The sequence below is a fragment of the Victivallis sp. genome (genome assembly GCF_048170485.1).
Classification (GTDB): domain Bacteria; phylum Verrucomicrobiota; class Lentisphaeria; order Victivallales; family Victivallaceae; genus Victivallis.
The window spans coordinates 1-4,081 of sequence record NZ_DBEXAY010000246.1 but is presented as its reverse complement, the minus strand read 5'-3'; the positions used below and the strand labels follow the sequence as shown (position 1 = coordinate 4,081).

General features: G+C 55.6%; 3 protein-coding genes. 1 reads left to right on the top strand and 2 read right to left on the bottom strand.

Going from position 1 to position 4,081, the window contains the following annotated elements:
• Positions 1–595 precede the first annotated feature (595 nt).
• Complete coding sequence (locus tag ACMLHG_RS12860; protein ID WP_417170745.1) at positions 596–2,479, top strand: heparinase II/III domain-containing protein; 1,884 nt, start codon at positions 596–598, stop codon at positions 2,477–2,479.
• A gap of 75 nt (positions 2,480–2,554) precedes the next feature.
• On the opposite strand, the gene ACMLHG_RS12855 is transcribed toward ACMLHG_RS12860, so the two are convergent.
• A complete protein-coding gene (locus ACMLHG_RS12855; protein ID WP_295807580.1) occupies positions 2,555–3,355 on the bottom strand; it encodes an HpcH/HpaI aldolase family protein in 801 nt (266 codons plus the stop codon).
• A 6-nt stretch (positions 3,356–3,361) separates the two neighbouring features.
• Complete coding sequence (locus ACMLHG_RS12850) at positions 3,362–4,024, bottom strand: FadR/GntR family transcriptional regulator (RefSeq protein WP_417170744.1); 663 nt, start codon at positions 4,022–4,024, stop codon at positions 3,362–3,364.
• Between the last annotated feature and the right edge of the window lie 57 nt (positions 4,025–4,081).

Here is a 4,081-nt window from a genome sequence, read left to right as displayed (position 1 = left end):
GATTTTGTAGTTGCCCTTTTTTCATATTTATAAGACTCTTTCCGCATTTCATTTTGTCCCAGTAATTGCTTTTTCAGATTGAGCGGGGCGAAGTGAATCATGTCCGCAAGCGATTGGAACGCGAAAACCGGAAGCTCAAAGAGACGATCGGCAAGTTGACCATAGAATTAAAAAACTGTACGGTCTTTCGGCAAAGCACGGTAGCGGAAGCATCTCTCCTGCTTTTTAACGATCTCTCAAGGATCGAAAACGACCTCGAGGTGGTGCTCCCGCGATTTTCATCGACTGGCTGTCGACTCCAATCTTTTTACCGTAACACATCTGTCATGTTTCTGCAACTTTTTCCTCCGACGAGCGATCAAGCCCATTCACGGAAAAGGAAAGTTGCAGGAACAACGACAGGGGACAACATACAAAATTAAATTTGCATTTTTTGACTGCTTCTATGTAATGCCGCCCTTGAAAAAAGGGGTCATCACAAAAAATCTATTCCGTAATTGAAAGCATCGCCCGTTGTGCTATGTTATACTGGAGACCGGATGGGCGGGACGCATCTTGTCAAAATGGACCACCTCCGGCAGGAAGGAGTTCCGGAATGCTGAAAAATTTTATGACGCAGGATGCGCTGGCCGGAGTGTTCCGGAAACAGCAGTTTCCGTTTCGGTTTCCGCCGGCCGCGAACCGGGCCGCGTGGAGCAGAGAGGGCAGCCGGTTCCGGGAAGTGAGTTTCCCGCTCTACCTAAAAAAGGCGGAAGAGATTCTCGGAAAGGACTATGCCGAAATCTACCCGATCCTGAAGGCCGGGGAGTTCTTCTCTTATGTCCGTACCGGGAACCGTCGCATTTTTGAGACTTCATATTTTACGCGGCGGAGCCATCTGGCGCTTTTCTGTCTCGCGGAGGCGATGGAATACCGTCGCCGGTTTCTTCCTGCGGTGGTGGAGGGAATCTGGCAGTTGCTGTCCGAACCGGTCTGGTATCTGCCTGCACACGGGTATTACCGGGAAAATGACCCGATGCCCCGGTTTGATCTGCCGCGTACCGACCTCTTCTGTGCGGAAACCGGCGCAACCCTCGCGTGCGTGGTCCGGCTGCTGGAGAAGGAACTGACAGCGGAATCGGCGGAATTGCTCACCTGGGTGCGTGAGTTCTGCATCGAACGGGTCATCGTGCCGGTCGAGGAGGAGCGTGTGCACGAATGGTGGCTGGACGGCCTCAACAACTGGGGGCCGTGGTGTGCCTCCAACGTCGCGCTGACCGCGTTCACGTTCCTGCGTGATCAGCCTGAACGGCTCGCCCGGCTGATCCTGAAACTGGCCGAATGTTGTGACTCTTTCTACAATCGCTACGCCGCCGACGGCGGCTGTGATGAGGGGCCCGGATATTTCATGGTGGCGGGAATCCGGCTTATGCTCTTCCTCGATCTGCTCAACACATACACCGGCGGCAGTTACAACTGGTTTTATACACAGGAGAAGTTCCGCAACATCGGCGATTACATCGCTAAAGTTCACCTGACCGGGCCGTGGTTTGCCTGCATGGCGGATTCTGCGGCGAAATTCGACCGGCTGAACGCCGGACTGCTGAACCATTTTGCCGAACTTTCCGGCAGTGCGCGTCTGAAATCGTTTGCCGCGGAGGCCGCTTTCGGATTTCTGCCGCGGGGAACCGGCGAGATTCCGGACCTATTTTCCGAAAAGGGAACGTTCCTTCATCTTGTTCTTCTGGATGAGCTTGCACAGATATTCTGGGCGCCTGATCCGGCGGCCTGGGGATGTTTCCCGGGGGAGGGGCGGACGGTGCTGCCGGACCTTCAATTCTACCTTTTCCGGCAGAATCCGGAGAAGGAGGAAACCGGTTCGATTCTCTGCATCAAGGGAGGGCACAACAACGAAAATCACAACCACAACGACGTCGGTGAGTTTGAACTGTTTTTCGACGGGAAACCGGTAATCATCGATTGCGGCGCGACGGATTACACAAAGTTCACATTTTCGGAGCGTCGCTATGAAAACCGTTTTTTGAACAGCTCCGGCCACAACGTTCCGGCATTCAACGGAGTACTGCAGGCGCCGGGGGCGGAATTCGCCGCCGGGCATCGGGAGCTGCTGGCGGACGGGGTGGCCATCGACATCGCCGGGGCGTACCCGAAGGAGTGTGGCGTCACCTCCTGCGTGCGCCGGGCGGTTCTGACCGCGGAGGGCGTGGTATCGATTGAGGATACGGTATCCGGCAAAGGAACGATTTCCGTGGAGCTTCCGCTGTACTGTGCGGTGAAGCCGGAACTCACTCCGGCAGGGATCGAAATCAGCGGGATGAGGTTGAAACTTCGCGGCATCGAGCTGGAACGTCTGGAGGAGATTCCGCTGGAAGATGTGCGGATGAAACTCTCCTGGGGCGACCGGCTCTGGTGCATTCACTTGCAAACGACGATCGAGAAATCGGGAACCTGCCGCCTGGAATTCCAGCCGGTCAGTTGATTTTGTAGAAAAATGCCTCTTCTCCGGTTGAAAAGGAGGCATTGCTGACGGAATCGTCAGAATTACCGGTCATCTTTACTTTTCCGTGTCGATGTTGCGTGTGAGATTTTTCATCGTCCGGGAAAGCAGTTCCCGGCAGTAGGCGCCGAGACCAACCACGTCGGAACCTAAATTGATGAAACGGAACCCTTCCGCAATCAATTCCGCCGCATTGTCCGGACCGCCGACGGTACCGGCGAATTTTCCGGCCCGCAGCGCGGCTTCGGCGACCTTGCGCCGCGCTGCCGCGATGTCCGGATGATCAAACTCTCCCGGGCGGCCAATCGACTGATTGAAGTCGCCGGGGCCGAAGAAGATGATGTCGATTCCGGGCACCGCACAGATCTTGTCAAGCTCCTCCAGCGCTTCGACATCTTCGATTTGAATAAGAACGAAACGGTTGTGGTTGACGAACCGGAGGTATTCCTGAAAATCCATGTTGCAGTAGGCCCCGTCGCGGTTGCCGCCGTCGATCGCCCGGCGACCGAGCGGATGGAAGCGGACACTTCGCACAATGGTGCGGGCATCTTCTGCGGACATCACGTGCGGCACCATGATTCCGGCGGCGTCCAGTTCGAGCGGTTTGACCAGGTCGCTGTAGGAGCCGCGCGGAACGCGAACCAGCAGGTCCGCACCGAGACATCCTGCGGCGAGAATCTGGCTCTCCAGCACCGAATAGTCGTTGGCAACATGCTCTTCACAGACCCAGAGGCAGGAGAAGCCGTTCATGGCGGCGATTTCCAGCGCCCGGGGGCAGGAGAGGTTACTTTTGAAACTGAAGACGGTTTCTCCGTTCCTCAGTTTTTCCAGCGTTACACTTTTTCGCGGGGTGAACATGACGGACTATTCTCCTTTATATTTGGCGAGATGGTTTCGCATGATGCCGCGGGCGAGTTCGAGGTTGTGATTTTCCAGCGCATCAAGGAGCCCCTGATGTTCCGCCGCGGCGGCCTGACTCATGACGCAGGTCGCTTCCCGACGGGCGAAGAAAATTTCCAGCAACCGGGAGAAGGAGCAGAGCAGTTCATTGCCGCTGATGGCCAGCAGCGCGCGGTGGAACTCGCAGTCCCGCTGATAGTTCCGTTCGATCGCCTCGGGGGTGTCCTCATAACGGGCGCAGTCGGCGATTTCGCGGAGCTCCTTCAACTGCTCCGGAGTGATTTTATTGATGATGATGTCCAGAACACTCAGTTCAATGGAGAGGCGGGCTTCAAGCAACTGGTAATAGGAGAGGTCGCTCACCGCGATTTGAAACCCGAGAATTCGGCTCAGCAACGCGAAATTGACCTGCCGGAGCCGGGTGCCGCGCCGGGTCCCGGTCTCCACCAGCCCGAGAAATTTCAACCCCCGCAGCGCTTCGCGGACACAGACACGGCTGACACCGAACAGTTCCGTCATCTCTTCTTCGGAGGGCAGTTTGTCGTGCAACGTCAATTTATGGTCGATAATGTAGGACAAAATCTCGTCTACTACCTGCTCTGTCTTGCTGGTATCCTTAGTTTTCATCAGATATTTCCTTGTTTTGTAATACAAAAACAATGTATCCAATCGGAAAGTCAATAG

Bases quoted from the DNA above. Each gene is read 5' to 3' on its own strand.
- ACMLHG_RS12860 (WP_417170745.1), top strand. From the start codon at position 596: ATGCTGAAAAATTTTATGACGCAGGATGCGCTGGCCGGAGTGTTCCGG.
- ACMLHG_RS12855 (WP_295807580.1), bottom strand. From the start codon at position 3,355: ATGTTCACCCCGCGAAAAAGTGTAACGCTGGAAAAACTGAGGAACGGA.
- ACMLHG_RS12850 (WP_417170744.1), bottom strand. From the start codon at position 4,024: ATGAAAACTAAGGATACCAGCAAGACAGAGCAGGTAGTAGACGAGATT.